We start from the raw sequence: 26,679 nt of genomic DNA, 5'->3' as shown, positions 1-26,679 counted from the left end.
TGGCCGCCCATTTCAGAGCGTTACACGACTAAAACCTGAAGCGGTTTTAGCCGAGGCTGATCTGCACTTCCACACCAGCCGCAAGATCAAGCTTCATCAGCGCATCAACGGTTTTATCCGTTGGCTGGACGATATCCAGAACACGCTTATGAGTACGGATCTCGAACTGATCGCGCGCGTCTTTGTTGACGTGCGGTGAGGTCAGTACGGTGAACCGCTCTTTGCGGGTAGGCAGAGGAATAGGACCACGCACCTGAGCACCAGTACGTTTCGCGGTTTCCACGATTTCCTGGGTTGATTGATCGATCAGGCGATGGTCAAAAGCCTTCAACCGAATACGGATTTGTTGGTTTTGCATTTTGACCTCAGATTCCAAGCTGCTATTCCCAACGGACGCAATACGCCCGTTAAAAGGAGGCGTGATTCTATAGACGGCCCCAACAAGTGTCAACCCAATAGAGCAAAGGCCTGAGGCTACCGCTATCGCCTGCGTGCAAAAGCACAAAAAGACCCGCAGAACATGCACCCACAAAAAAGCCCCCGCATGCGGGGGCTTTTCCTTAAACCATCACTTACGCGATGATTTTGGCTACGACGCCAGCGCCGACGGTACGACCGCCTTCACGAATAGCGAAACGCAAGCCTTCTTCCATTGCGATGGTCTTGATCAGTGTGACAGTCATCTGAATGTTGTCACCTGGCATCACCATCTCAACGCCTTCCGGCAGTTCGCAGTTACCGGTTACGTCAGTTGTACGGAAGTAGAACTGAGGACGGTAGCCTTTGAAGAACGGCGTATGACGACCGCCTTCTTCTTTGCTCAACACGTACACTTCTGCAGTGAACGTGGTGTGCGGCTTAACCGAACCCGGCTTAACCAGAACCTGGCCACGCTCTACGTCGTCACGCTTGGTGCCGCGCAGCAGCACGCCGCAGTTCTCACCAGCACGACCTTCGTCGAGCAGCTTACGGAACATTTCAACACCAGTACACGTGGTCTTGACAGTGTCACGCAGACCAACAATTTCCAGTTCTTCCTGGATTTTGATGATGCCACGCTCGATACGGCCAGTTACCACAGTGCCACGACCGGAGATCGAGAATACGTCTTCGATTGGCATCAGGAATGGCTTGTCGATCGCGCGAACTGGATCTGGAATGTAGGTGTCCAGGGTTTCAACGAGCTTACGAACGGCAGTGGTGCCCATTTCGTTGTCGTCTTGACCGTTCAACGCCATCAGCGCAGAGCCAATGATGATCGGTGTGTCGTCGCCCGGGAAATCGTAAGTGCTGAGCAGGTCACGCACTTCCATTTCAACCAGCTCCAACAGCTCAGCGTCGTCAACCATGTCAGCCTTGTTCAGGAAGACCACGATGTACGGAACGCCAACCTGACGAGACAACAGGATGTGCTCACGGGTCTGCGGCATCGGACCATCTGCAGCCGAACAAACCAGGATTGCGCCATCCATCTGCGCAGCACCGGTGATCATGTTCTTCACATAGTCAGCGTGACCTGGGCAGTCAACGTGAGCGTAGTGACGAATGGCAGAGTTGTACTCAACGTGCGCAGTGTTGATGGTAATACCACGAGCCTTCTCTTCCGGTGCGCTGTCGATCTTGTCGAAAGCAACAGCGGCGCTACCGAACACTTCGGAGCAGACGCGAGTCAGAGCAGCAGTCAGCGTGGTTTTACCATGGTCAACGTGACCAATGGTGCCGACGTTTACGTGGGGCTTGCTACGTTCAAATTTTTCTTTAGCCACGACAATTAACTCCTTGCCTAAAGGGCTGAATCAGCCTTGTTTTTTGGTGACAGCTTCGACGATGTGCGACGGCGCTGTATTGTATTTTTTGAATTCCATCGAGTAGCTTGCGCGACCTTGGGACATAGAACGGACATCGGTTGCATAACCGAACATCTCGCCCAACGGAACCTCAGCACGAATTACTTTGCCGGATACTGTGTCTTCCATACCTAGGATCATGCCGCGACGACGGTTAAGGTCGCCCATCACGTCACCCATGTAGTCTTCAGGCGTCACAACCTCTACCGCCATAATCGGCTCAAGCAACTCACCACCACCTTTGGCAGCCAGTTGCTTGGTCGCCATGGAAGCCGCCACTTTAAACGCCATCTCGTTAGAGTCGACGTCGTGGTAAGAACCGTCAAAGACAGTTGCCTTCAGGCCGATAAGCGGATAGCCGGCGACAACACCGTTCTTCATCTGCTCTTCGATACCCTTCTGGATAGCTGGAATGTATTCCTTAGGAATAACACCACCGACTACTTCGTTTACGAATTGCAGACCTTCCTGACCTTCGTCAGCAGGGGCAAAACGAATCCAGCAATGACCGAACTGGCCACGACCACCGGACTGACGAACAAACTTGCCTTCGATTTCACAGTTCTTCGTGATGCGCTCACGATAGGAAACCTGGGGCTTACCGATGTTGGCTTCGACGTTGAACTCTCGGCGCATCCGGTCTACCAGGATGTCCAAATGAAGCTCGCCCATGCCTGAGATGATCGTTTGACCTGTCTCTTCATCAGTCTTCACGCGGAAAGATGGATCTTCCTGAGCAAGTTTGCCCAGAGCAACACCCATTTTTTCCTGGTCATCCTTGGTCTTAGGCTCTACGGCAACCGAAATAACCGGCTCCGGGAAATCCATGCGAACGAGGATGATTGGCTTGTCAGCGTTGCACAAAGTTTCACCGGTGGTGACATCCTTCATGCCGATCAAGGCCGCGATGTCGCCAGCGCGAACTTCCTTGATCTCTTCGCGGGCGTTTGCGTGCATTTGCACCATACGGCCCACGCGCTCTTTCTTGCCCTTGACCGAGTTGATCACGCCGTCGCCGGAGTTCAACACGCCCGAGTAAACACGGACGAAGGTCAGGGTACCCACGAATGGGTCAGTCGCAATTTTAAAGGCCAGCGCCGAGAATGGCTCATCATCATTTGCATGACGCTCAAGCTGCTTTTCCTCGTCATCCGGGTCAGTACCCTTGATGGCAGGAATATCAGTAGGCGCCGGCAGATAGTCGATCACAGCATCGAGAACCAGGGGAACACCCTTGTTCTTGAACGACGAACCACAAACAGCCAAAACGATCTCACCAGCGATGGTACGCTGACGCAGAGCCGCTTTGATTTCCTCATTGGTGATTTCTTCACCCTCAAGGTACTTGTTCATCAGCTCTTCGTTAGCTTCGGCCGCAGCCTCAACCATGTTAGCGCGCCACTCATCAGCCAATTCCTGCATATCCGCAGGGATTGCCTCACGACGAGGAAGCATACCTTTGTCAGCATCGTTCCAGTAGACGGCTTCCATTTTGATCAGATCAATCTGACCCTGAAAGTTGTCTTCGGAGCCGATAGCCAGCTGGATTGGTACTGGCGTGTGACCCAGACGCTGCTTGATTTGAGCAACTACGCGCAGGAAGTTTGCACCCGCGCGGTCCATCTTGTTGACGTAAACAAGACGTGGAACACCGTATTTGTTGGCTTGACGCCATACGGTTTCCGATTGCGGCTCAACACCAGAAGTACCGCAGAACACCACGACCGCGCCGTCGAGCACACGCAGCGAACGCTCAACTTCAATGGTGAAGTCTACGTGGCCGGGAGTGTCAATTACGTTGAAGCGGTGCTCGTCCTTGTACTGCTTTTCAGAACCTTTCCAGAAGGCGGTGATAGCAGCAGACGTGATGGTAATACCACGCTCCTGCTCCTGCACCATCCAGTCTGTGGTCGCGGCGCCGTCATGCACCTCGCCCATCTTGTGACTTTTGCCTGTGTAAAAAAGGACGCGCTCAGTGGTGGTGGTTTTACCAGCATCCACGTGAGCCACGATACCAATGTTACGGTAGCGATTAATCGGGGTAGTACGAGCCATAAAGCCCTCGCAAATTTAGAAGCGCAAAATTTAGAAGCGGTAGTGCGAGAAAGCCTTGTTGGCTTCAGCCATACGGTGCACGTCTTCACGCTTCTTAACTGCAGCACCTTTGCCTTCAGCGGCATCCATCAACTCGCCCGCTAAGCGCAGAGCCATAGATTTTTCGCCACGCTTACGGGCGTAATCTACCAACCAACGCATGGCAAGCGCATTACGACGGGACGGACGAACTTCGACCGGAACCTGGTAAGTAGCACCGCCTACACGGCGCGACTTCACTTCGACCAGCGGAGCGATGGCGTCGAGAGCTTTCTCGAAGATTTCCAGGGGATCGCTGTTCTTACGCTCTTTAACCTTATCCAGGGCGCCATAAACAATACGCTCGGCAACGGCTTTTTTGCCGCTCTCCATCACGTGGTTCATGAACTTGGCCAGGATTTGGCTACCGTATTTTGGATCGTCAAGCACTTCGCGCTTGGCTGCTACACGACGTCTTGGCATTTGATAAGCCCTCAAACGGTCTTCAGGTTAGCCCGGGACTGCACCCCTTAGGATGGACGCCCGACCTTACTCTTATCGACTCAGAAAAATAGAAACTCGTTATTCAGTAAAACGTCGCTTACTTAGGACGCTTGGTACCGTACTTCGAACGACCCTGCTTACGGTCTTTAACACCGGAGGTATCCAGTGAACCGCGCACGGTGTGGTAACGCACACCTGGCAAGTCTTTTACACGGCCGCCACGAATCAGTACGACGCTGTGCTCTTGCAGGTTGTGACCTTCACCGCCGATGTACGAGGAAACCTCGAAACCGTTGGTCAGGCGCACACGGCACACTTTACGCAGTGCCGAGTTAGGTTTTTTCGGCGTAGTGGTATACACGCGAGTGCACACACCACGACGCTGCGGGCAGTTCTGCAGCGCAGGCACGTCGGATTTCTCGACGATACGCTTACGCGGCTGACGTACCAGCTGGTTGATAGTTGCCATCTTAAGCTCCACTGTTGTCTTGCGACGCTATTACCCTACATAAACAAAATGGCAGAGCACATGCCCTGCCAAATTTAGGGGTGCATGAGTCTAATGAGACTCACTGCCCCAGTCAAGCCAAAGCCCCGCTGCAAAAACAGCGGGGCTTTGAACTTAATTACTGCTGGAGTTCAGCGCTTCGGTCAGTGCAGCTTCCACTTCACTGGCGCTTACGCGTACAGGCTGAGCCGCTTCACGCTTGCGCTTGCGCTCGCGGTGATAGGCCAAACCGGTACCCGCTGGGATCAGACGACCCACAACCACGTTTTCTTTCAGACCGCGCAGGTAGTCGCGCTTGCCAGTAACCGCTGCTTCGGTAAGTACGCGAGTGGTTTCCTGGAAAGAGGCCGCTGAGATAAACGACTCAGTGGACAACGACGCCTTGGTGATACCCAGCAGCACGCGGGTGTACTTGGCAACAAACTTGTCCTCTGCTGCCAGACGCTCGTTTGCCCCCAGTACCGCCGTCAACTCCATCTGGTCACCCTTGATGAAGGTGGAGTCACCGGACTCAGCCACTTCAACCTTGCGCAACATCTGACGCAGGATGGTTTCGATGTGCTTATCGTTGATCTTCACGCCCTGCAGGCGGTAAACGTCCTGAATCTCGTTGACGATGTACTTAGCCAGAGCACTGACACCCAGCAAACGCAGAATGTCGTGCGGATCGCTCGGGCCATCGGAGATGACTTCACCCTTGTTGACCTGCTCACCCTCGAACACGTTCAGGTGACGCCACTTCGGAATCAGCTCCTCATACGGATCGCTACCGTCGTTCGGGGTAATAACCAGACGGCGTTTGCCTTTGGTCTCTTTACCGAACGCGATGGTGCCGCTGATTTCTGCCAAGATCGAGGCTTCTTTCGGACGACGCGCTTCGAACAAGTCAGCAACGCGCGGCAGACCACCGGTGATGTCACGGGTCTTCGATGTCTCTTGCGGAATACGCGCGATAACATCACCCACGCCCACCTGGGCACCGTTTGCCACACCGACCAACGCGTTAGCTGGCAAGAAGTACTGAGCCATTACGTCGGTACCTGGCAGCAGCAAATCCTTACCGTCTTCACCCACCATCTTCACCGCAGGACGAAGATCCTTGCCGGCAGCCGGACGATCTTTGGGATCGAGGACTTCGATGTTGGTCAAACCGGTTAATTCGTCGGTCTGACGCTTGATGGTGATGCCTTCCTCCATGCCCACGTAGGTCACGGTACCTTTCATTTCGGTAACGATCGGGTGGGTGTGCGGGTCCCACTTAGCGACGATAGCGCCAGCATCAACCTTGTCACCTTCCTTCACGGAAATCACGGCACCGTACGGCAGCTTGTAGCGCTCGCGCTCACGACCGAACTCGTCCGCAATCGCCAGCTCGCCGGAGCGGGAAACCGCTACCAAGTTGCCGTCAAGACGCTCAACGTGCTTCAGGTTGTGCAAACGAACCGCACCACCGTTCTTCACTTGTACGCTGTCAGCCGCAGAGGTCCGGCTAGCCGCACCACCGATGTGGAACGTACGCATGGTGAGCTGGGTACCCGGCTCACCAATCGACTGAGCAGCGATAACGCCGACTGCTTCACCGATGTTGATCTGGTGACCACGAGCCAGGTCGCGACCATAGCACTTGGCGCAGATGCCATAACGCGTTTCGCAGCTGATCGGCGAACGCACGATCACTTCGTCGATGCTGTTGAGCTCGATGAATTCAACCCACTGCTCGTCAACCAAAGTGCCAGCCGGCACGATGATTTCGTCAGTGCCAGGCTTGAATACGTCACGGGCAATGACTCGACCCAAAACGCGCTCACCCAGCGGCTCAACCACGTCACCGCCTTCGATGTGCGGTGTCATCAACAGACCGTGCTCGGTGCCGCAATCGATGGCGGTCACGACCAGATCCTGCGCCACATCAACCAGACGACGGGTCAGGTAACCGGAGTTCGCAGTTTTCAACGCCGTATCCGCAAGGCCCTTACGCGCACCGTGCGTGGAGATGAAGTACTGCAGAACCGACAGACCTTCGCGGAAGTTAGCGGTGATCGGCGTTTCGATGATAGAGCCGTCTGGCTTGGCCATCAGGCCACGCATACCGGCGAGCTGACGGATCTGCGCAGCAGAACCCCGCGCACCAGAGTCGGCCATCATGTACATCGAGTTGAAGGACTCTTGCTCAACGGTCTTACCTTCGCGATCAACCACTTTCTCTTTCGAGAGGTTGGCCATCATCGCCTTGGAGACTTCATCGTTGGCCTTGGACCAGAGGTCGATCACCTTGTTGTACTTCTCGCCCTGGGTTACCAGGCCGGAGGCGTACTGCGACTCGATCTCTTTAACTTCCTCGGTGGCGGCGTCAATGATGCGCGCCTTCTCATCCGGGATGACAAAGTCGTTCACGCCAATCGACACACCGGAGATGGTCGAATAAGCAAAACCGGTGTACATCAACTGGTCTGCGAAGATCACGGTGTCTTTCAAGCCAACGGTGCGGTAGCACTGGTTGATCAGCTTGGAGATCGCCTTCTTCTTCATCGAGTGGTTGACCACGTCATACGACAGGCCATCCGGAACGATTTGGAACAGTAGAGCACGGCCAACAGTGGTGTCGACGATGCGGGTGTTCTTGGTGATGGTACCGTCGCGATCTTTGATCACTTCGTTGATGCGCACTTTTACGCGAGCATGCAGCGAGGCTTGGCCACCACGGAAAACCCGGTCAACTTCCTGCAGATCGGCGAATACGCGGCCTTCGCCTTTGGCGTTGATCGCCTCGCGGGTCATGTAATACAGACCCAGCACCACGTCCTGAGACGGCACGATGATTGGCTCACCGTTGGCAGGCGAAAGGATGTTGTTGGTCGACATCATCAGTGCGCGCGCTTCGAGCTGAGCTTCCAGCGTCAGCGGTACGTGCACAGCCATCTGGTCGCCGTCGAAGTCGGCGTTGTACGCGGCGCAGACCAGCGGGTGCAGCTGAATCGCTTTACCTTCGATCAGAACCGGTTCAAACGCCTGGATACCCAGACGGTGAAGGGTTGGTGCGCGGTTAAGCAACACTGGGTGTTCGCGAATCACTTCGGCGAGAACGTCCCAAACCTCTGGCAGCTCACGCTCAACCATCTTCTTCGCAGCTTTAATGGTGGTCGCGAGACCACGCATTTCCAACTTGCCGAAAATGAACGGCTTGAACAACTCGAGGGCCATCTTCTTCGGCAGACCGCACTGGTGCAGGCGCAGAGTCGGGCCCACGGTAATAACGGAACGACCGGAGTAGTCCACGCGCTTACCGAGCAAGTTCTGACGGAAACGACCTTGCTTACCCTTGATCATGTCAGCCAAGGATTTCAGCGGACGCTTGTTCGAACCCGTAATGGCGCGACCGCGACGGCCGTTGTCGAGCAGGGCGTCGACCGCTTCCTGCAGCATGCGCTTTTCGTTGCGCACGATGATGTCTGGCGCAGACAGATCAAGCAGGCGCTTCAAACGGTTGTTACGGTTGATCACGCGGCGATACAGATCGTTCAGATCCGAGGTCGCGAAGCGGCCACCGTCCAGCGGAACCAGCGGACGCAGATCTGGCGGCAGAACCGGCAGAACGGTCAACACCATCCACTCAGGCAGGTTACCCGAGCTCAGGAAGGCCTCCATCAGCTTCAAACGCTTGGACAGCTTCTTGATCTTGGTTTCCGAGTTGGTTTGCGGAATTTCTTCGCGCAGGCGGCCAATCTCGTGCTCCAGGTCGATCGCGTGAAGCAGCTCGCGAACGGCTTCAGCACCCATGCGGGCGTCAAAGTCATCACCGAACTCTTCGAGGGCTTCGAAGTACTGCTCGTCGTTCAGCAGCTGGCCTTTCTCAAGGGTGGTCATGCCTGGGTCGATAACGACATAGCTCTCGAAATAGAGAACGCGCTCGATATCACGCAGGGTCATGTCCATCAGCAAACCGATACGGCTCGGCAGTGATTTCAAGAACCAGATGTGGGCAACCGGCGAAGCCAGTTCGATGTGCGCCATGCGTTCACGACGAACTTTAGCCAGCGCGACTTCAACGCCGCACTTCTCGCAGATCACACCGCGGTGCTTCAAGCGCTTGTACTTACCGCACAGGCACTCGTAATCCTTAACTGGGCCAAAGATTTTGGCGCAGAACAGGCCGTCACGCTCAGGCTTGAACGTACGGTAGTTAATGGTTTCCGGTTTTTTAACTTCACCGAACGACCACGAACGAATCATCTCAGGCGAAGCCAGCTGGATGCGGATGGCATCAAACTCTTCGACTTGACCCTGGTTTTTCAGCAAATTCAGTAGGTCTTTCAAGGCCTTTCCTCCTGGCGGAGCTGGCGATGGAGCAAAGTGCTCCACCGCCGATTCGCGTCACGTGTTATTCGGTTTCCAGATCGATGTCGATACCCAGCGAACGGATTTCTTTGATCAGTACGTTGAAAGACTCGGGCATGCCCGGCTCCATACGGTGATCACCGTCCACGATGTTTTTGTACATCTTGGTACGGCCGTTCACGTCATCCGACTTCACGGTCAGCATTTCCTGCAGGGTGTAGGCGGCGCCGTAAGCTTCCAGTGCCCAGACCTCCATCTCTCCGAAGCGCTGACCACCGAACTGCGCCTTACCACCCAGCGGCTGCTGAGTAACCAGGCTGTAAGAACCCGTGGAACGCGCGTGCATCTTGTCGTCCACCAGGTGGTTCAATTTCAGCATGTACATGTAGCCAACCGTGGTCGGACGCTCAAACAGGTTACCGGTGCGACCGTCAACCAATTGCATCTGACCGCTCTCTGGCAAATCCGCCAGCTTGAGCATGGCTTTGATTTCGCTTTCTTTGGCGCCGTCGAACACCGGAGTGGCCATCGGCACACCACCGCGCAAGTTCTTCGCCAGGCTGAGGATTTCCTGATCGCTCAGTTCATCCAGATTTTCCTGGCGGCCGCCGATCTCGTTATAAATCTGCTGCATAAACTTACGCAACTCAGCGACTTTGCGCTGCTCTTCGAGCATGCGGTTAATCTTCTCACCCAGACCTTTAGCTGCAAGGCCGAGGTGCGTTTCGAGGATCTGCCCAACGTTCATACGCGACGGTACGCCCAATGGGTTGAGAACGATGTCGACTGGCGTACCGTTGACGTCGTGCGGCATGTCTTCAACCGGCATGATCACCGAGACCACACCCTTGTTACCGTGACGACCAGCCATTTTGTCGCCCGGCTGAATGCGGCGACGGATAGCCAGGTAAACCTTGACTATTTTCAGCACACCAGGAGCCAGGTCATCGCCCTGCTGCAGCTTGCGCTTCTTATCTTCAAACTTGTCGTCGAGCAACTGACGACGATCAGAGATATAAGCCTGAGCTTTTTCCAACTGCTCGTTCAGGGCGTCGTCAGCCATACGCAGCTTGAACCACTGGCCACGTTCGAGGCCGTCGAGGAACTCGTCGGTGACTTCTGCGCCCTTCTTCAGGCCCGCGCCGCCTTCGGCTTTCTTGCCAACCAGAGCGGAACGCAGGCGTTCGAAGGTTGCACCTTCAACGATGCGGAACTCTTCGTTGAGGTCCTTACGGATCTCATCCAGCTGGCTCTTCTCGATCGACAGCGCACGTGCGTCACGCTCAACGCCGTCGCGGGTGAAGACCTGCACGTCGATAACGGTACCTTTGGTGCCAGTTGGCACACGCAGGGAGGTGTCTTTAACGTCAGACGCCTTCTCACCGAAGATCGCACGCAACAGCTTCTCTTCTGGGGTCAGCTGGGTTTCGCCCTTCGGCGTCACTTTGCCCACTAGAATGTCGCCGGGGCCGACTTCAGCGCCCACGTACACGATGCCGGCTTCGTCCAGCTTGTTCAGCGCAGACTCACCGACGTTCGGGATGTCGGAGGTGATTTCTTCCGAGCCGAGTTTGGTGTCACGGGCCACACAGGTCAGTTCCTGGATGTGGATCGTGGTGAAGCGATCTTCTTGAACCACGCGCTCGGAGAGGCAGATGGAGTCTTCGAAGTTGTAACCGTTCCACGGCATGAACGCGACGCGCATGTTCTGGCCAAGAGCCAGCTCACCCATGTCGGTGGACGGGCCATCAGCCAAAATGTCGCTGCGTTCAACCTGATCACCCTTGCTCACCAACGGACGCTGGTTGATACAAGTGTTCTGGTTGGAACGGGTGTATTTGGTCAAGTTGTAGATGTCGACACCGGCTTCGCCTGTTTCAACTTCGTCGTCATTGACGCGAACTACAACACGGCTGGCATCGACCGAGTCGATCACGCCGCCACGACGTGCCACAACGCAAACGCCAGAGTCACGCGCCACGTTGCGTTCCATGCCAGTACCAACCAGCGGCTTATCAGCACGCAGGGTCGGTACAGCTTGGCGCTGCATGTTCGAGCCCATCAACGCACGGTTGGCGTCATCGTGCTCAAGGAACGGAATCAACGAAGCGGCAACTGAAACCACTTGCTTCGGTGAAACGTCCATCAGGGTGACGTCTTCAGGCGCTTTAACGGTGAATTCGTTAAGGTGACGCACAGCCACCAACTCATCAACCAGCTGACCTTTGTCGTTCATGGTCGCCGAAGCCTGGGCGATCACGTGATCGGCCTCTTCAATGGCGGACAAGAAAACGATTTCGCTGGTCACCAGGGTGTCTTTCACCACGCGGTATGGGCTCTCGAGGAAGCCATACTGATTGGTGCGCGCATAGGCTGCCAACGAGTTGATCAGACCAATGTTCGGACCTTCCGGTGTTTCGATCGGGCACACACGGCCGTAGTGGGTCGGGTGTACGTCGCGCACTTCAAAGCCTGCACGCTCGCGAGTCAAACCGCCCGGGCCAAGCGCCGAAACGCGACGCTTGTGGGTGATCTCAGAAAGCGGGTTGTTCTGGTCCATAAACTGCGAGAGCTGGCTAGAACCGAAGAACTCTTTAACAGCCGCCGCAACCGGCTTGGCGTTAATCAGATCTTGCGGCATTAGGCCTTCGCTTTCAGCCATCGACAGACGCTCTTTGACCGCACGCTCTACACGCACTAAGCCAACGCGGAACTGGTTCTCGGCCATTTCGCCGACACAGCGAACACGACGGTTGCCCAGGTGGTCGATGTCATCGACGATGCCTTTGCCGTTACGGATATCAACCAGGGTCTTGAGGACCGCGACGATATCTTCCTTGCTCAGCACGCCTGAACCTTCGATCTCGGTACGCCCGATACGACGGTTAAACTTCATCCGGCCCACGGCCGACAGGTCATAGCGCTCAGGGCTGAAGAACAGGTTGTTAAACAGGGTTTCGGCAGCATCCTTAGTCGGCGGCTCGCCAGGACGCATCATGCGATAGATCTCGACCAGCGCTTCTAACTGATTAGTGGTGCTGTCGATCTTCAAGGTGTCGGAGATGAACGGGCCGCAATCGATGTCGTTGGTGTACAGCGTTTCAATGCGCACAACCTGAGCCTTGACCACTTTGGCCAAGATTTCAGTGTTCAACTCGGTGTTGCACTCAGCGATTATTTCACCGGTAGACGGGTGCACGATAACCTTGGCCGAAGTACGACCGATCAGGTAATCAATTGGCACTTCCAGTTCTTTAATACCGGCCTTGTCTAGCTGGTTGATGTGGCGCGCGGTAATACGACGGCCTTGCTCAACAATGACTTTGCCCTTGTCGTCGAGGATATCGAGGACGGCAATTTCACCACGCAAGCGCTGCGGAACCAGCTCCAGGTTTAGGGACTCGCCCTTGACGTGGAAAACGTTGGTTGCATAGAACGCGTCGAGCACTTCTTCAGTGCCATAGCCCAGCGCGCGCAGCAGCACGGAAGCCGGCAACTTACGACGGCGGTCAATACGCACGAAGACAGCGTCTTTCGGGTCGAACTCAAAGTCCAACCACGAACCGCGGTAAGGAATGATTCGCGCCGAGTACAGCAGCTTGCCCGAACTGTGCGTCTTACCACGGTCGTGGTCGAAGAACACGCCCGGAGAACGGTGCAACTGAGACACGATAACGCGCTCGGTACCGTTAATGACGAAGGTACCGTTCTCGGTCATGAGCGGAATTTCGCCCATGTACACTTCTTGTTCTTTGATGTCCTTGATCGCTTTGTTCGACGATTCTTTGTCGAAAATGATCAGACGGACTTTAACCCGCAGCGGCACGGCATAGGTCACGCCACGCAGCGTACATTCCTTGACATCAAAAGCCGGCTCGCCCAAGCGATAACCGACGTACTCCAGTGCAGCATTGCCGGAGTAGCTGATAATCGGGAAAACAGACTTGAAGGCCGCATGCAGGCCAATGTCGCGGAACTGGTCCTTGGTCGCCCCTGCCTGCAGGAATTCGCGATACGAATCCAGCTGGATGGCCAGGAGATAAGGCACATCCATGACATCCGGCAACTTGCTAAAGTCCTTGCGGATACGTTTTTTCTCAGTATATGAGTAAGCCATCAGCGTTCCCCAGCTTGGTCACCTGCTTATTTGGCTCCTCCCGACGGAAGTTGCCAGAAACTCTTGCAAACCCTAAGTTTGCGCCGCCACTTTGGGCGGGTATTTCACGTCCGAGGTCTGCCAACGATGAGCCGACCTAGAACGGAAAAAGGCCGGTGGCAAAAGCCACCAGCCATCAGCCTTTCGCTTAACGCTTGGGCTGTAGACGCAAGGTCGTCGCTTACTTGAGCTCGACTTTAGCGCCAGCTTCTTCCAGCGTGGCCTTAGCCTTGTCAGCTGCGTCTTTCGAAACAGCTTCCAGAACCATGGCAGGAGCGCCGTCAACCACAGCCTTGGCTTCTTTCAAGCCCAGGCCAGTCAGCTCACGTACAGCCTTGATCACGTTTACTTTCTTTTCGCCGGTTTCAAGCAACATCACGTTGAATTCGGTTTGCTCTTCAACAACAGCAGCGGCAGCAGCTGGGCCAGCAGAAGCAACAGCAGCGGTAACGCCGAAAGTTTCTTCCATTGCTTTGATCAGCTCTACAACTTCCAGAACAGTTTTCTGGCCGATTGCTTCGATGATTTGCTCGTTAGTCAGAGACATGACTTTAAATCCTGTATTGGGGTGACAGCCTACGCAGCCATCAAATTAAACATATGATTTTGAGAGAATTTACGCCGCCTTAGGCAGCAGTAGCTTCTTTCTGGTCGCGAATGGCCGCCAGAGTACGAGCCAGCTTGCTGGTAGCGCCTTGAATCACGCTCATCAGCTTCGCAATGGCTTCGTCGCGAGTCGGCAGCGAAGCCAACACGTCGATCTCGTTTGCTGCGAGGAACTTGCCCTCAAACGCAGCTGCCTTGATCTCGAACTTATCCTGACCCTTGGCAAACTCTTTGAAAATACGAGCAGCAGCGCCCGGATGGTCAGTGGAGAATGCAATCAGGGTCGGGCCTTTGAACACGTCGTTGAGCACCGCGTAATCAGTGCCTTCAACAGCGCGCTTGAGCAGGCTATTACGTACAACGCGTACGTATACACCAGCTTCGCGGGCCTCTTTACGGAGTCCGGTCATAGCGCTTACAGTCACACCGCGGGCATCAACCACAACAGCGGACAGGGCGCCTTTGGCAGCCTCGTTGACTTCAGCGACGATGGCTTTCTTGTCTTCGAGTTTAATTGCCACGGGTCTAACTCCTGCTTGTTACCGTTTCATCCGCCCTAAGGTGGATGTCGTTTTGGTGTCTGATTCGGTAAGAACCGGGAGCACCATCTGCGTAGGCAGCTGAAGATTGCTCTCCAGTTTTAAGGCTTGCACCACCTACGGTCTTGGATAGCCCCCGCCAGGCAGGGACCCCAAAGTATCGAAACGGCGCAATTGCTTACGCCACTTCTGAATTACGCGTCCAGCGAACCCTGATCGATAATCAGACCTGGGCCCATAGTGGTGCTGAGAGTGATGCGCTTAACGTAGATGCCTTTCGAAGTCGATGGCTTCAGACGCTTAAGGTCAGAAATCAGCGCTTCAACGTTCTGCTTGAGCTTCTCAGCGTCAAAGCCAACCTTACCCACGGAGCCATGAATGATGCCGTTCTTATCAGTACGGAAACGCACTTGACCAGCCTTGGCGTTCTTAACAGCAGTAGCAACGTCAGGGGTAACGGTACCGACTTTTGGGTTAGGCATCAGGCCACGTGGACCGAGCACTTGACCCAATTGGCCAACGACGCGCATTGCATCTGGGGATGCAATCACCACGTCATAGTTAAGGTCACCGGCTTTCATTTCGGCAGCCAGATCATCCATACCTACGCGATCAGCACCGGCAGCCAGAGCAGCTTCAGCTGCAGGACCTTGGGTGAACACAGCGACGCGAACGCTTTTGCCCGAGCCATTCGGCAGCACAGTAGCGCCACGTACAACTTGGTCAGATTTGCGCGGGTCAACGCCAAGGTTAACGGCGATATCAACAGATTCAGAAAACTTAACAACCGACAGCTCAGCCAGCAGAGCAGCAGCCTCAACAAAATTGTAAGCCTTGCCAGCTTCAATTTTCTCAGCCATTGCCTTTTGACGCTTAGTCAACTTAGCCATTACACACCCTCCACGTTGAGGCCCATGCTACGAGCGGAGCCGGCGATAGTACGCACAGCGGCATCCATATCAGCGGCAGTCAGATCAGCGTTTTTGGTTTTCGCAATCTCTTCCAGCTGAGCACGGGTAACGGTACCAACCTTGACGGTGTTCGGGCGTGCCGAACCGCTGGTTAAGCCAGCTGCTTTCTTCAGCAAAACCGAAGCCGGGGTGCTTTTGGTTTCGAAGGTGAAACTACGGTCGCTGTATACAGTGATGATCACTGGCGTCGGCAGACCAGGCTCCATACCCTGGGTCCGGGCGTTAAACGCCTTGCAGAACTCCATGATATTCACGCCATGCTGACCCAAAGCCGGACCGACAGGTGGCGACGGGTTGGCTTGTGCAGCCTTTACTTGCAGCTTGATGTAAGCCGTAATTTTCTTAGCCATGAGCTACTCCATTTTGGGTTCTAGCGCCTTTCGGCTCCCCAGTTATTACCTAATTATCCCAGTGACGAAAAAACCCCGCAACCCGAGGCTGCGAGGTAGGGGATGCTTATTTCAGCTAGGCTTTTTCGACCTGGCTGAACTCGAGCTCGACCGGCGTAGAGCGACCAAAAATTGTCACAGCTACTTGGATGCGGCTCTTTTCGTAATTAACTTCCTCAACAACACCACTGAAATCAACGAACGGACCATCAGTAACACGGACCATCTCGCCTGGCTCAAACAGTGTTTTAGGTTTCGGCTTGTCACCGCTATCGGCAACACGACGCAGAATAGCATCGGCTTCTTTTTCGGTAATTGGCGCAGGCTTATCCGCAGTACCACCGATGAAACCCAAAACCCGAGGAGTGCTCTTGATCAAGTGCCAAGTGCCTTCGCTCATTTCCATCTGGACTAATACATAGCCAGGAAAAAACTTGCGCTCGCTCTTACGCTTTTGACCATTACGCATCTCTACCACTTCTTCGGTAGGGACAAGTATTTCACCGAATACATCTTCCATACCGGCGAACTTTATACGCTCGACTAACGAGCGCATAACATGCTTCTCGTAACCCGAGTAAGCATGCACAACGTACCAACGCTTAGCCACGGGACACCTTTAACCGACAATCAACGAAACAAGCCAACCAAGCAGGGAATCTAAACCCCACAACAACAGCGCCATAACCAGAACAACAGCCACAACAATCAATGTTGTCTGCGTGGTTTCCTGACGAGTTGGCCAAACGACCTTACGAATTTCAACGCGCGCTTCTTTAGCCAGCACCCAAAAAGCTCTGCCCTTGGTTGTTTGCAAGCCAATTACGGCAGCCAATGCTGCTACAACCAGCAAGGCTAGAACACGATACAAAATAGGCTCAGCAGAGAAATACTGATTACCAACCACACCAACGATTACTAAGGCGCCAACCAGTAGCCACTTAGCTAGATCGAAGCGTGATTCTTTGGCTTCAGCCTTTACATTCATCTACTTAGTATCCTGTATGAAGACGCGCCAAATTCTAGAGAAAATGGCAGGTCAGGAGGGAATCGAACCCCCAACCTACGGTTTTGGAGACCGTCGCTCTGCCAATTGAGCTACTGACCTAAAAACTTAATCTGGCCGACCATTATGCCGGCCTGATCTAAACGGATCAATCGTTTACGCGATGATCTTGGCTACGACACCGGCGCCGACGGTACGACCGCCTTCACGAATAGCGAAACGCAGGCCTTCTTCCATTGCGATGGTCTTGATCAGTGTGACAGTCATCTGAATGTTGTCACCTGGCATCACCATCTCAACGCCTTCCGGCAGTTCGCAGTTACCGGTTACGTCAGTTGTACGGAAGTAGAACTGAGGACGGTAGCCTTTGAAGAACGGCGTATGACGACCGCCTTCTTCTTTGCTCAACACGTACACTTCTGCAGTGAACGTAGTGTGCGGCTTAACCGAACCCGGCTTAACCAGAACCTGGCCACGCTCTACGTCGTCACGCTTGGTGCCGCGCAGCAGCACGCCGCAGTTCTCACCCGCACGACCTTCGTCGAGCAGCTTACGGAACATTTCAACACCAGTACACGTGGTCTTGACAGTGTCACGCAGACCAACAATTTCCAGTTCTTCCTGGATTTTGATGATGCCACGCTCAATACGGCCAGTTACCACAGTGCCACGACCGGAGATCGAAAATACGTCTTCGATTGGCATCAGGAACGGCTTGTCGATCGCGCGAACTGGATCTGGAATGTAGGTGTCCAGGGTTTCAACGAGCTTACGAACGGCAGTGGTACCCATTTCGTTGTCGTCTTGACCGTTCAACGCCATCAGCGCCGAGCCAATGATTATCGGCGTGTCGTCGCCCGGGAAATCGTAAGTGCTGAGCAGGTCACGCACTTCCATTTCAACCAGCTCCAACAGCTCAGCGTCGTCAACCATGTCAGCCTTGTTCAGGAAGACAACGATGTACGGAACGCCAACCTGACGGGACAACAGGATGTGCTCACGGGTCTGCGGCATCGGACCATCGGCAGCCGAACAAACCAGGATTGCGCCATCCATCTGCGCAGCACCGGTGATCATGTTCTTCACATAGTCAGCGTGACCTGGGCAGTCAACGTGAGCGTAGTGACGAATGGCAGAGTTGTACTCAACGTGCGCAGTGTTGATGGTAATACCACGAGCCTTCTCTTCCGGTGCGCTGTCGATCTTGTCGAAAGCAACAACGGCGCTACCGAACACCTCGGAGCAGACGCGAGTCAGAGCAGCAGTCAGCGTGGTTTTGCCGTGGTCAACGTGACCAATGGTGCCAACGTTTACGTGGGGCTTGCTACGCTCGAACTTTTCTTTAGCCATTTTGACTGCCTCCAGAGAAGAATTAACTCAGTAACACCGCCATAAAACAAAGGCAGATACTTGCATATCTGCCTTTATTAAATGGAGCTCATGAGCGGACTCGAACCGCTGACCTCACCCTTACCAAGGGTGTGCTCTACCAACTGAGCTACATGAGCCAAACATAATGCAAGAACTACAAAACTGGAGCGGGTAGCGGGAATCGAACCCGCATCATCAGCTTGGAAGGCTGAGGTTCTGCCACTAAACTATACCCGCTTGATTTGCAGCACTTGCTAAATTTGGTGGAGGGAGAAGGATTCGAACCTTCGAAGTCGATGACGTCAGATTTACAGTCTGATCCCTTTGGCCACTCGGGAATCCCTCCAAACGGGGCGGCATATTCATTCTAAGCCGACCTACTGTCAAGCAATTTCTCATTAAAAACCTGAGGTTAGCTTCATTGACAGCAACCCCACAGAGCCTTTGTAAGCGCCACTCTGCGAAGCGGGCGCCATTCTATGCATTCTATTGTGTGCTTGCAACCCCTTCACACGGCATTAATTGCTGTTCTAATCCCTTGAAGTCTAAAGCTAAACGCTCCAGCAAGGCATCATCGGCCAGCCGTCGACTTTGCGGCGAGATCCGCACCCAAAAACTGCGATGAGCACGTGTCAACTCCCGAAGCGAGGGTTCATAGCCCGCATCACGCAAACGCTGCATTACACTCTGCGCTGAATCGCTGCGCGGAAATATCCCTAGGGATACACCATTCGCTAAGTCACCTTGGGTAATGATGTAACTATTAATCTTACGTGCTTGTAGCTCACGCAACTGACGCAGGGACGCCTGCCTGGAGGCCAGTGGCGGCAAGTAGACCCAGTAATCAACCCCGGCCGCTGCGTCCATACTCTGCACGCGTGACTGAATATCCAGACTCAGTAGCCGCTGCTCGAGCGCAGCGGCATTCGCCATCAATTCAAAGCTGCCGAGAAACAGACACACAGCCTCTATAGGCTGAACTTCAGCAGCTTCCCTTTTAGGCGGCGCGCTGGATTCACTGAGCAGCCGGATATCTCGCTTACTGTCTTGCGCCATAGTTAAGGGGGCAATTTCAGTAACCCGCAGAGGTGCCTGCTGCTGATGCCATACGTAATAAAACAAATTCAGCACAACTAACCACAAGAACATCCAGCGCATGCAAGACCTCAATTAATAGGGCAAGCGATCGCCAAGCCAATAAACACCAGATCAGGCACAACCCGAGCACCCGGAATAACATCCATTACCAGCAGTGCATCACCACCGGTTAGAAAAACCTCAACATCATCGCCCAGCAACTCAGCCGCCATCGCGTACTGACCGTCGACAAATCCGCGCAGCATCAACAAGCATCCACGCTCAACTGCCTCGGCAGTTGCGCGCCCCGGCACCAAATTCTCTAATGCTTTGGCCTCCTCATCACTGTCATAGCGCGTTCGCCGAGTATGGGTTCGCAACTGCGTGCGCATCAGCGGCACACCGGGGCAGATAAACCCGCCTAGATGCCCGCCATCTGCACCCACAAAATCTGAAGTCACCGCAGTGCCAAGGTCAATAATCAGCGCCGCCTTGCGCGATAACTGATAAGCCCCAACAACCGCCAGCCAGCGATCAAGCCCAATACGCTCGTATTGCTCATAGCCGTTGCGCACACCCGCCAATGAAACGGCAGGACAGGCAACATGACACGCGACAGTAAATACCCGCTCAAGCAGCGAGATCAACTGCGACGTCTCTTCGTCACTGCGCACACTGACCAAGCGACAGGCACGCAACTTCACACCTTGCTCTCGAATGACCTCTATAAGTGCGTGATCTGAGTCAACGACACCACCCACTGTTGCAGCCGCGCTAACACCGAGCAAACGCCACTTGATGAAGGTATTACCGCAGTCGAGCTCAAGAATCATCACGCAACCTCAGACTAAGCTCGCCACCACTAAAGCTTCGCTCAAGCTCATTAATACGAAGACGAATGGCGCCACAATGATCCACCCCCAAAACCTCACCCTCGATGGGCTCGCCGCCAGCCGTTAGCGCAACGGATCTGCCTTGCCAAAGGTGACAAGCCTGCCACTCATCACGCAAAACGGCGAAACCCTCACGCAGCTGTATATCCAGATAGCGCGACAACTGCTGGTTTAGCTCCGCAACAAGCTCGTTACGATTCAATAAACGGCCCAACTCAGCGCGCATCGAAGTCCATGGCTGACCGATAGCTCCGGTCTCGGCCACAATCATGTTCACATTCAAACCAATGCCGATAACCACATTGCAAACATCAGCCGGATCACCCGAAAGCTCTAATAGAACCCCCGCAAGCTTGCGTTCACCCACCAGCACATCATTGGGCCACTTCAATCCAGCCTCAGTCACGCCAAAGCCGCGTATAACTTGCAGCAGAGCCAAGCCGACAGACAGACTCATACCCTCAAGCTGGCGCATACCACCTTCGACTCGAACAACTAGGCTGTAATACAGATTCTCGCCGAAAGGGCTTACCCAGCTACGTCCTCGCCGGCCACGCCCACTCGTTTGCCGCTCAGCAAGCACGTAGTACGGTAGAGATTGCGCCTCCGGCAACAGCCGCAAGGCCTCTGCATTGGTCGAGTCCACACTCGGCAGAACGCAAGCATGCCATTGTGGCGCTCTCGATTTAGCATTCAGCCAATCAGCATCTAGCAACTGCAGTGGCGTCGACAACTGGTAGCCGCGCCCGCGAACCTTGTGCAACGGCAACGACAGCTCCGCCTCAAGAGCCTGTAGCTGCTTCCATACCGCCGCACGACTAACGCCCAGCGCAGCGCCGAGCGCCTCGCCCGAATGAAACTCCCCGTCCTGAAGAAGCCTTAACAATGCAAGCATGTGAGCCCCGCCACGCAATAAGGCACGCATGATAACGATGCCCTGTTTAGTTGCCTATCAAAGGCTCACATGTGTACGGTTTGTTTTCGGCTGCGCAAAGTAAAACCCCCGACCAGTTTCCTGATCGGGGGTTTTGGTATAGGTGCTTGACGATGACCTACTCTCACATGGGGAAACCCCACACTACCATCGGCGATGCATCGTTTCACTACTGAGTTCGGGATGGGATCAGGTGGTTCCAATGCTCTATGGTCGTCAAGCGATTCAGCTGGAGTACCGTCGTTAGACGCTGCTCCGAATTAGGTATGTGATGTCTTTGGTTTGTAGTTGTGCAAATTTTCGGCTGTTGCAGTCTTCATAGAGACACGCAAACATCAAATTGTTTGGGTGTTATATGGTCAAGCCTCACGGGCAATTAGTATTGGTTAGCTCAACGCCTCACAGCGCTTACACACCCAACCTATCAACGTCGTAGTCTTCGACGGCCCTTTAGGGAACTCAAGGTTCCAGTGAGATCTCATCTCGAGGCAAGTTTCCCGCTTAGATGCTTTCAGCGGTTATCTTTTCCGAACATAGCTACCCGGCAATGCCACTGGCGTGACAACCGGAACACCAGAGGTTCGTCCACTCCGGTCCTCTCGTACTAGGAGCAGCCCCTCTCAAATCTCAAACGTCCACGGCAGATAGGGACCGAACTGTCTCACGACGTTCTAAACCCAGCTCGCGTACCACTTTAAATGGCGAACAGCCATACCCTTGGGACCGGCTTCAGCCCCAGGATGTGATGAGCCGACATCGAGGTGCCAAACACCGCCGTCGATATGAACTCTTGGGCGGTATCAGCCTGTTATCCCCGGAGTACCTTTTATCCGTTGAGCGATGGCCCTTCCATACAGAACCACCGGATCACTAAGACCTACTTTCGTACCTGCTCGACGTGTCTGTCTCGCAGTCAAGCGCGCTTTTGCCTTTATACTCTACGACCGATTTCCGACCGGTCTGAGCGCACCTTCGTACTCCTCCGTTACTCTTTAGGAGGAGACCGCCCCAGTCAAACTACCCACCATACACTGTCCTCGATCCGGATAACGGACCAGAGTTAGAACCTCAAGGTTGCCAGGGTGGTATTTCAAGGTTGGCTCCACGCGAACTGGCGTCCACGCTTCAAAGCCTCCCACCTATCCTACACAAGCAAACTCAAAGTCCAGTGCAAAGCTATAGTAAAGGTTCACGGGGTCTTTCCGTCTAGCCGCGGATACACTGCATCTTCACAGCGATTTCAATTTCACTGAGTCTCGGGTGGAGACAGCGCCGCCATCGTTACGCCATTCGTGCAGGTCGGAACTTACCCGACAAGGAATTTCGCTACCTTAGGACCGTTATAGTTACGGCCGCCGTTTACCGGGGCTTCGATCAAGAGCTTCGCGTTAGCTAACCCCATCAATTAACCTTCCGGCACCGGGCAGGCGTCACACCCTATACGTCCACTTTCGTGTTTGCAGAGTGCTGTGTTTTTAATAAACAGTCGCAGCGGCCTGGTATCTTCGACCGGCATGGGCTTACGCAGTAAATGCTTCACCCTCACCGGCGCACCTTCTCCCGAAGTTACGGTGCCATTTTGCCTAGTTCCTTCACCCGAGTTCTCTCAAGCGCCTTGGTATTCTCTACCTAACCACCTGTGTCGGTTTGGGGTACGGTTCCTAATTACCTGAAGCTTAGAAGCTTTTCCTGGAAGCATGGCATCAACCACTTCGTCATCTAAAAGATAACTCGTCATCAGTTCTCGGCCTTGATCTCCCGGATTTACCTAAGAAATCAGCCTACCACCTTAAACACGGACAACCAACGCCGTGCTGGCCTAGCCTTCTCCGTCCCTCCATCGCAGTAATTAGAAGTACGGGAATATTAACCCGTTTCCCATCGATTACGCATTTCTGCCTCACCTTAGGGGCCGACTCACCCTGCGTCGATTAACGTTGCGCAGGAAACCTTGGTCTTTCGGCGTGGGAGTTTTTCACTCCCATTGTCGTTACTCATGTCAGCATTCGCACTTCTGATACCTCCAGCAAGCTTCTCAACTCACCTTCACAGGCTTACAGAACGCTCCTCTACCGCTCATCCTAAGATGAACCCGTAGCTTCGGTGTATGGTTTGAGCCCCGTTAAATCTTCCGCGCAGGCCGACTCGACTAGTGAGCTATTACGCTTTCTTTAAAGGGTGGCTGCTTCTAAGCCAACCTCCTAGCTGTCTAAGCCTTCCCACATCGTTTCCCACTTAACCATAACTTTGGGACCTTAGCTGACGGTCTGGGTTGTTTCCCTTTTCACGACGGACGTTAGCACCCGCCGTGTGTCTCCCGTGCTGACACTTGTTGGTATTCGGAGTTTGCATCGGTTTGGTAAATCGGGATGATCCCCTAGCCGAAACAGTGCTCTACCCCCAACAGTGATACACGAGGCGCTACCTAAATAGCTTTCGAGGAGAACCAGCTATCTCCGAGCTTGATTAGCCTTTCACTCCGATCCACAGGTCATCCGCTAACTTTTCAACGGTAGTCGGTTCGGTCCTCCAGTTAGTGTTACCCAACCTTCAACCTGCCCATGGATAGATCGCCCGGTTTCGGGTCTATACCCAGCGACTGTCGCCCTATTAAGACTCGCTTTCGCTACGCCTCCCCTATTCGGTTAAGCTCGCCACTGAATATAAGTCGCTGACCCATTATACAAAAGGTACGCAGTCACCCAACAAAGTGGGCTCCCACTGCTTGTACGCATACGGTTTCAGGATCTATTTCACTCCCCTCTCCGGGGTTCTTTTCGCCTTTCCCTCACGGTACTAGTTCACTATCGGTCAGTCAGTAGTATTTAGCCTTGGAGGATGGTCCCCCCATATTCAGACAAAGTTTCTCGTGCTCCGTCCTACTCGATTTCATTGATAAGAGAATTTCGTGTACGGGGCTATCACCCACTACGGCGGCACTTTCCAGAGCCTTCCACTATTCTCAAATCAACTTAAGGGCTAGTCCCCGTTCGCTCGCCACTACTAAGGGAATCTCGGTTGATTTCTATTCCTCAGGGTACTTAGATGTTTCAGTTCCCCTGGTTCGCCTTACACACCTATGTATTCAGTGTGTAATAACCAGCTTATGCTGGCTGGGTTCCCCCATTCAGAGATCTCCGGATCAAAGTCTGTTTGCCGACTCCCCGGAGCTTATCGCAGGCTACAACGTCTTTCATCGCCTCTGACTGCCAAGGCATCCACCGTATGCGCTTCTTCACTTGACCATATAACCCCAAGCAATCTGGTTATTGCCTCTAACGTGAAGACGACATTCGCCGAAAATTTGCAATTGAGAACTACAAATTTTACCTTGACCAAATTAATTACCAGTGAAAGTAATCAATCAGTCACTTCTATCACATACCCAAATTTTTAAAGAACGATTTTCTTACTGGTCAAAGACCAGAAATCAACATTCATCTGCTTTTTGCAGGAACGTTCATTTCTGAACTCTTACGGTGCTGTATATGGTGGAGCCAAGCGGGATCGAACCGCTGACCTCCTGCGTGCAAGGCAGGCGCTCTCCCAGCTGAGCTATGGCCCCATATTCGTACAAGGCCAAACCCACAACAATTGGTGGGTCTGGGCAGATTCGAACTGCCGACCTCACCCTTATCAGGGGTGCGCTCTAACCAACTGAGCTACAGACCCAATCGTCTTTTTCAATGAATCAAGCAATTCGTGTGGGAACTTATGAAGAAGCTGAAGTCTTCGATTAAGGAGGTGATCCAGCCGCAGGTTCCCCTACGGCTACCTTGTTACGACTTCACCCCAGTCATGAATCACACCGTGGTAACCGTCCCCCCGAAGGTTAGACTAGCTACTTCTGGTGCAACCCACTCCCATGGTGTGACGGGCGGTGTGTACAAGGCCCGGGAACGTATTCACCGTGACATTCTGATTCACGATTACTAGCGATTCCGACTTCACGCAGTCGAGTTGCAGACTGCGATCCGGACTACGATCGGTTTTATGGGATTAGCTCCACCTCGCGGCTTGGCAACCCTTTGTACCGACCATTGTAGCACGTGTGTAGCCCTGGCCGTAAGGGCCATGATGACTTGACGTCATCCCCACCTTCCTCCGGTTTGTCACCGGCAGTCTCCTTAGAGTTCCCACCATTACGTGCTGGTAACTAAGGACAAGGGTTGCGCTCGTTACGGGACTTAACCCAACATCTCACGACACGAGCTGACGACAGCCATGCAGCACCTGTGTCTGAGTTCCCGAAGGCACCAATCTATCTCTAGAAAGTTCTCAGCATGTCAAGGCCAGGTAAGGTTCTTCGCGTTGCTTCGAATTAAACCACATGCTCCACCGCTTGTGCGGGCCCCCGTCAATTCATTTGAGTTTTAACCTTGCGGCCGTACTCCCCAGGCGGTCAACTTAATGCGTTAGCTGCGCCACTAAGAGTTCAAGACTCCCAACGGCTAGTTGACATCGTTTACGGCGTGGACTACCAGGGTATCTAATCCTGTTTGCTCCCCACGCTTTCGCACCTCAGTGTCAGTACCAGTCCAGGTGGTCGCCTTCGCCACTGGTGTTCCTTCCTATATCTACGCATTTCACCGCTACACAGGAAATTCCACCACCCTCTACCGTACTCTAGCTCAGCAGTTTTGAAAGCAGTTCCCAGGTTGAGCCCGGGGATTTCACTTCCAACTTACTGAACCACCTACGCGCGCTTTACGCCCAGTAATTCCGATTAACGCTTGCACCCTTCGTATTACCGCGGCTGCTGGCACGAAGTTAGCCGGTGCTTATTCTGTCGGTAACGTCAAAGTAGCAACGTATTAAGTTACTACCCTTCCTCCCAACTTAAAGTGCTTTACAATCCGAAGACCTTCTTCACACACGCGGCATGGCTGGATCAGGCTTTCGCCCATTGTCCAATATTCCCCACTGCTGCCTCCCGTAGGAGTCTGGACCGTGTCTCAGTTCCAGTGTGACTGATCATCCTCTCAGACCAGTTACGGATCGTCGCCTTGGTGAGCCTTTACCCCACCAACTAGCTAATCCGACCTAGGCTCATCTAATGGCGCGAGGCCCGAAGGTCCCCCGCTTTCTCCCGTAGGACGTATGCGGTATTAGCGTCCGTTTCCGAACGTTATCCCCCACCACTAGGCAGATTCCTAGGCATTACTCACCCGTCCGCCGCTCTCAAGAGAAGCAAGCTTCTCTCTACCGCTCGACTTGCATGTGTTAGGCCTGCCGCCAGCGTTCAATCTGAGCCATGATCAAACTCTTCAGTTCAATACTGCTTGGGTTTTGAGAAAACCCTAAACTTAGCTCAGCAATCGTTGGTTACATCTTTGATTTCTCGCGGAGTAACTTGTGATGCTGATAATCTTGCGACTAGCAGTCTTACCTCACAAGCACCCACACGAATTGCTTGATTCAGTTGTTAAAGAGCGGGTGGTTGATTCTTTCGTCTCAACCGAGGCGCGCA

Annotated in this window: 17 protein-coding genes, 6 tRNA genes and 3 rRNA genes; all 26 read right to left on the bottom strand. The window is 53.9% G+C overall.

The annotated features are described in order from the left end of the window. Window positions 1–46: 46 nt before the first annotated feature. Window positions 47–358, bottom strand: coding sequence for a 30S ribosomal protein S10 (gene rpsJ / locus WF513_RS02345; protein WP_010486970.1), 312 nt, complete (start codon window positions 356–358; stop codon window positions 47–49). 214 nt (window positions 359–572) lie between these two features. Beyond that, window positions 573–1,766, bottom strand: coding sequence for an elongation factor Tu (gene tuf / locus WF513_RS02340; RefSeq protein ID WP_339081144.1), 1,194 nt, complete (start codon window positions 1,764–1,766; stop codon window positions 573–575). A 30-nt stretch (window positions 1,767–1,796) separates the two neighbouring features. Beyond that, window positions 1,797–3,902 carry an elongation factor G gene (gene fusA / locus WF513_RS02335; RefSeq protein WP_339081143.1) on the bottom strand — a complete coding sequence of 702 codons (2,106 nt, stop codon included), beginning with the start codon at window positions 3,900–3,902 and terminating at the stop codon, window positions 1,797–1,799. 30 nt (window positions 3,903–3,932) lie between these two features. Next, entirely contained in the window at window positions 3,933–4,403 is a 471-nt protein-coding gene (rpsG, locus tag WF513_RS02330; protein WP_339081142.1) for a 30S ribosomal protein S7, read from the bottom strand. Window positions 4,404–4,521: 118 nt separating this feature from the next. Then, window positions 4,522–4,893 carry a 30S ribosomal protein S12 gene (rpsL, locus tag WF513_RS02325; protein ID WP_003463319.1) on the bottom strand — a complete coding sequence of 124 codons (372 nt, stop codon included), beginning with the start codon at window positions 4,891–4,893 and terminating at the stop codon, window positions 4,522–4,524. Window positions 4,894–5,046: 153 nt separating this feature from the next. Continuing rightward, the gene (gene rpoC, locus WF513_RS02320; protein WP_339081141.1) at window positions 5,047–9,246 is read right to left on the bottom strand and encodes a DNA-directed RNA polymerase subunit beta'; all 4,200 of its coding nucleotides are present in this window, start codon (window positions 9,244–9,246) and stop codon (window positions 5,047–5,049) included. 64 nt (window positions 9,247–9,310) lie between these two features. Then, complete coding sequence (gene rpoB / locus WF513_RS02315; protein ID WP_339081140.1) at window positions 9,311–13,384, bottom strand: DNA-directed RNA polymerase subunit beta; 4,074 nt, start codon at window positions 13,382–13,384, stop codon at window positions 9,311–9,313. Between the two features lie 220 nt (window positions 13,385–13,604). Then, entirely contained in the window at window positions 13,605–13,970 is a 366-nt protein-coding gene (gene rplL, locus WF513_RS02310; protein WP_339081139.1) for a 50S ribosomal protein L7/L12, read from the bottom strand. 79 nt (window positions 13,971–14,049) lie between these two features. Next, window positions 14,050–14,550 (bottom strand): 50S ribosomal protein L10, encoded by a 501-nt coding sequence (gene rplJ / locus WF513_RS02305; protein ID WP_339081138.1) that lies wholly within the window; start codon window positions 14,548–14,550, stop codon window positions 14,050–14,052. A 212-nt stretch (window positions 14,551–14,762) separates the two neighbouring features. Next, window positions 14,763–15,458 (bottom strand): 50S ribosomal protein L1, encoded by a 696-nt coding sequence (gene rplA, locus WF513_RS02300; protein WP_339081137.1) that lies wholly within the window; start codon window positions 15,456–15,458, stop codon window positions 14,763–14,765. Further along, the gene (gene rplK, locus WF513_RS02295) at window positions 15,458–15,889 is read right to left on the bottom strand and encodes a 50S ribosomal protein L11 (RefSeq protein ID WP_339081136.1); all 432 of its coding nucleotides are present in this window, start codon (window positions 15,887–15,889) and stop codon (window positions 15,458–15,460) included. Before rplK ends, rplA begins: the two co-directional genes overlap by 1 nt. Window positions 15,890–16,004: 115 nt before the next feature. Continuing rightward, window positions 16,005–16,538: a transcription termination/antitermination protein NusG gene (gene nusG / locus WF513_RS02290; protein WP_339081135.1), complete on the bottom strand. Its 534-nt coding sequence runs from the start codon at window positions 16,536–16,538 to the stop codon at window positions 16,005–16,007. Window positions 16,539–16,547: 9 nt separating this feature from the next. Next, on the bottom strand, window positions 16,548–16,916 hold the full coding sequence (gene secE / locus WF513_RS02285) for a preprotein translocase subunit SecE (RefSeq protein ID WP_339081134.1): 369 nt from the start codon (window positions 16,914–16,916) through the stop codon (window positions 16,548–16,550). 44 nt (window positions 16,917–16,960) lie between these two features. Further along, window positions 16,961–17,036: transfer RNA gene (locus tag WF513_RS02280), tRNA-Trp, on the bottom strand. Window positions 17,037–17,090: 54 nt separating this feature from the next. After that, a complete protein-coding gene (gene tuf, locus WF513_RS02275; protein ID WP_339081133.1) occupies window positions 17,091–18,284 on the bottom strand; it encodes an elongation factor Tu in 1,194 nt (397 codons plus the stop codon). Between the two features lie 82 nt (window positions 18,285–18,366). Further along, window positions 18,367–18,442 (bottom strand) — tRNA-Thr (locus WF513_RS02270). A gap of 26 nt (window positions 18,443–18,468) precedes the next feature. Continuing rightward, window positions 18,469–18,542 (bottom strand) — tRNA-Gly (locus WF513_RS02265). 24 nt (window positions 18,543–18,566) lie between these two features. Beyond that, window positions 18,567–18,651 (bottom strand) — tRNA-Tyr (locus WF513_RS02260). 140 nt (window positions 18,652–18,791) lie between these two features. Further along, on the bottom strand, window positions 18,792–19,463 hold the full coding sequence (locus WF513_RS02255) for an SPOR domain-containing protein (protein WP_339081132.1): 672 nt from the start codon (window positions 19,461–19,463) through the stop codon (window positions 18,792–18,794). 8 nt (window positions 19,464–19,471) lie between these two features. Continuing rightward, window positions 19,472–20,215 carry a pantothenate kinase gene (locus WF513_RS02250; protein ID WP_339081131.1) on the bottom strand — a complete coding sequence of 248 codons (744 nt, stop codon included), beginning with the start codon at window positions 20,213–20,215 and terminating at the stop codon, window positions 19,472–19,474. Then, a complete protein-coding gene (birA, locus tag WF513_RS02245) occupies window positions 20,205–21,170 on the bottom strand; it encodes a bifunctional biotin--[acetyl-CoA-carboxylase] ligase/biotin operon repressor BirA (RefSeq protein ID WP_339083373.1) in 966 nt (321 codons plus the stop codon). The genes WF513_RS02250 and birA overlap by 11 nt, the downstream gene beginning before the upstream one ends. Window positions 21,171–21,314: 144 nt before the next feature. Then, a 5S ribosomal RNA gene (gene rrf / locus WF513_RS02240) occupies window positions 21,315–21,430 on the bottom strand. 134 nt (window positions 21,431–21,564) lie between these two features. Further along, window positions 21,565–24,454 (bottom strand): 23S ribosomal RNA (locus tag WF513_RS02235). A gap of 244 nt (window positions 24,455–24,698) precedes the next feature. Next, a tRNA-Ala gene (locus WF513_RS02230) sits at window positions 24,699–24,774 on the bottom strand. 30 nt (window positions 24,775–24,804) lie between these two features. After that, window positions 24,805–24,881 (bottom strand) — tRNA-Ile (locus WF513_RS02225). Window positions 24,882–24,946: 65 nt separating this feature from the next. Beyond that, window positions 24,947–26,483 (bottom strand): 16S ribosomal RNA (locus tag WF513_RS02220). Together the 16S, 23S and 5S rRNA genes with 2 tRNA genes alongside form the textbook arrangement of a ribosomal RNA operon. Window positions 26,484–26,679 lie beyond the last annotated feature (196 nt).

It is taken from the genome of Pseudomonas sp. TMP9 (assembly GCF_037943105.1).
GTDB lineage: Bacteria > Pseudomonadota > Gammaproteobacteria > Pseudomonadales > Pseudomonadaceae > Aquipseudomonas.
Note: the sequence above shows the minus strand (reverse complement) of the source record. Positions and strands in the feature narration are given on the sequence as shown.

Coding starts and splice junctions, on each gene's coding strand:
- rplL (WP_339081139.1), bottom strand. CDS start 13,970: ATGTCTCTGACTAACGAGCAAATCATCGAAGCAATCGGCCAGAAAACT.
- birA (WP_339083373.1), bottom strand. CDS start 21,170: ATGCTTGCATTGTTAAGGCTTCTTCAGGACGGGGAGTTTCATTCGGGC.
- rplK (WP_339081136.1), bottom strand. CDS start 15,889: ATGGCTAAGAAAATTACGGCTTACATCAAGCTGCAAGTAAAGGCTGCA.
- fusA (WP_339081143.1), bottom strand. CDS start 3,902: ATGGCTCGTACTACCCCGATTAATCGCTACCGTAACATTGGTATCGTG.
- rpsJ (WP_010486970.1), bottom strand. CDS start 358: ATGCAAAACCAACAAATCCGTATTCGGTTGAAGGCTTTTGACCATCGC.
- tuf (WP_339081133.1), bottom strand. CDS start 18,284: ATGGCTAAAGAAAAGTTCGAGCGTAGCAAGCCCCACGTAAACGTTGGC.
- WF513_RS02255 (WP_339081132.1), bottom strand. CDS start 19,463: ATGCGCTGGATGTTCTTGTGGTTAGTTGTGCTGAATTTGTTTTATTAC.
- rpsG (WP_339081142.1), bottom strand. CDS start 4,403: ATGCCAAGACGTCGTGTAGCAGCCAAGCGCGAAGTGCTTGACGATCCA.
- secE (WP_339081134.1), bottom strand. CDS start 16,916: ATGAATGTAAAGGCTGAAGCCAAAGAATCACGCTTCGATCTAGCTAAG.
- WF513_RS02250 (WP_339081131.1), bottom strand. CDS start 20,215: ATGATTCTTGAGCTCGACTGCGGTAATACCTTCATCAAGTGGCGTTTG.
- rpsL (WP_003463319.1), bottom strand. CDS start 4,893: ATGGCAACTATCAACCAGCTGGTACGTCAGCCGCGTAAGCGTATCGTC.
- rpoB (WP_339081140.1), bottom strand. CDS start 13,384: ATGGCTTACTCATATACTGAGAAAAAACGTATCCGCAAGGACTTTAGC.
- rplA (WP_339081137.1), bottom strand. CDS start 15,458: ATGGCTAAGTTGACTAAGCGTCAAAAGGCAATGGCTGAGAAAATTGAA.